Source organism: Sphingomonas sp. AC449, from assembly GCF_979253475.1.
Window position 1 is genome coordinate 1 of sequence record NZ_CEEDCZ010000061.1, and the last position, 255, is coordinate 255.

Sequence of the window (255 nt, forward strand, 5' to 3'; positions counted from 1 at the left end):
GGAGGAATAGGTCCCGGCGCCAGGGCGGCGTCAGTACAGCCGGCCGCCGTTCGGGACCGTCCCGGACGGCTGGACGAGTACGACCGTGCCGTCCGTATCGGGAAACCCGAGCGTCAGGACCTCCGACATCATCGGGCCGATCTGCCGCGGCGGACAGTTGACGACCGCTGCGACCTGACGCCCGACGAGCGTCTCCGGCGTCTAATGCTCGGTGATCTGCGCGGACGACCGCTTCGTACCGATCTCGTCGCCGAA

1 pseudogene is annotated in these 255 nt (G+C 68.6%); it reads right to left on the reverse strand.

Annotated elements, in window-relative coordinates:
- Nucleotides 1–30 precede the first annotated feature (30 nt).
- Nucleotides 31–255, reverse strand: a pseudogene (locus AC0CH3_RS17835) (tRNA-binding protein); the annotation flags it as partial.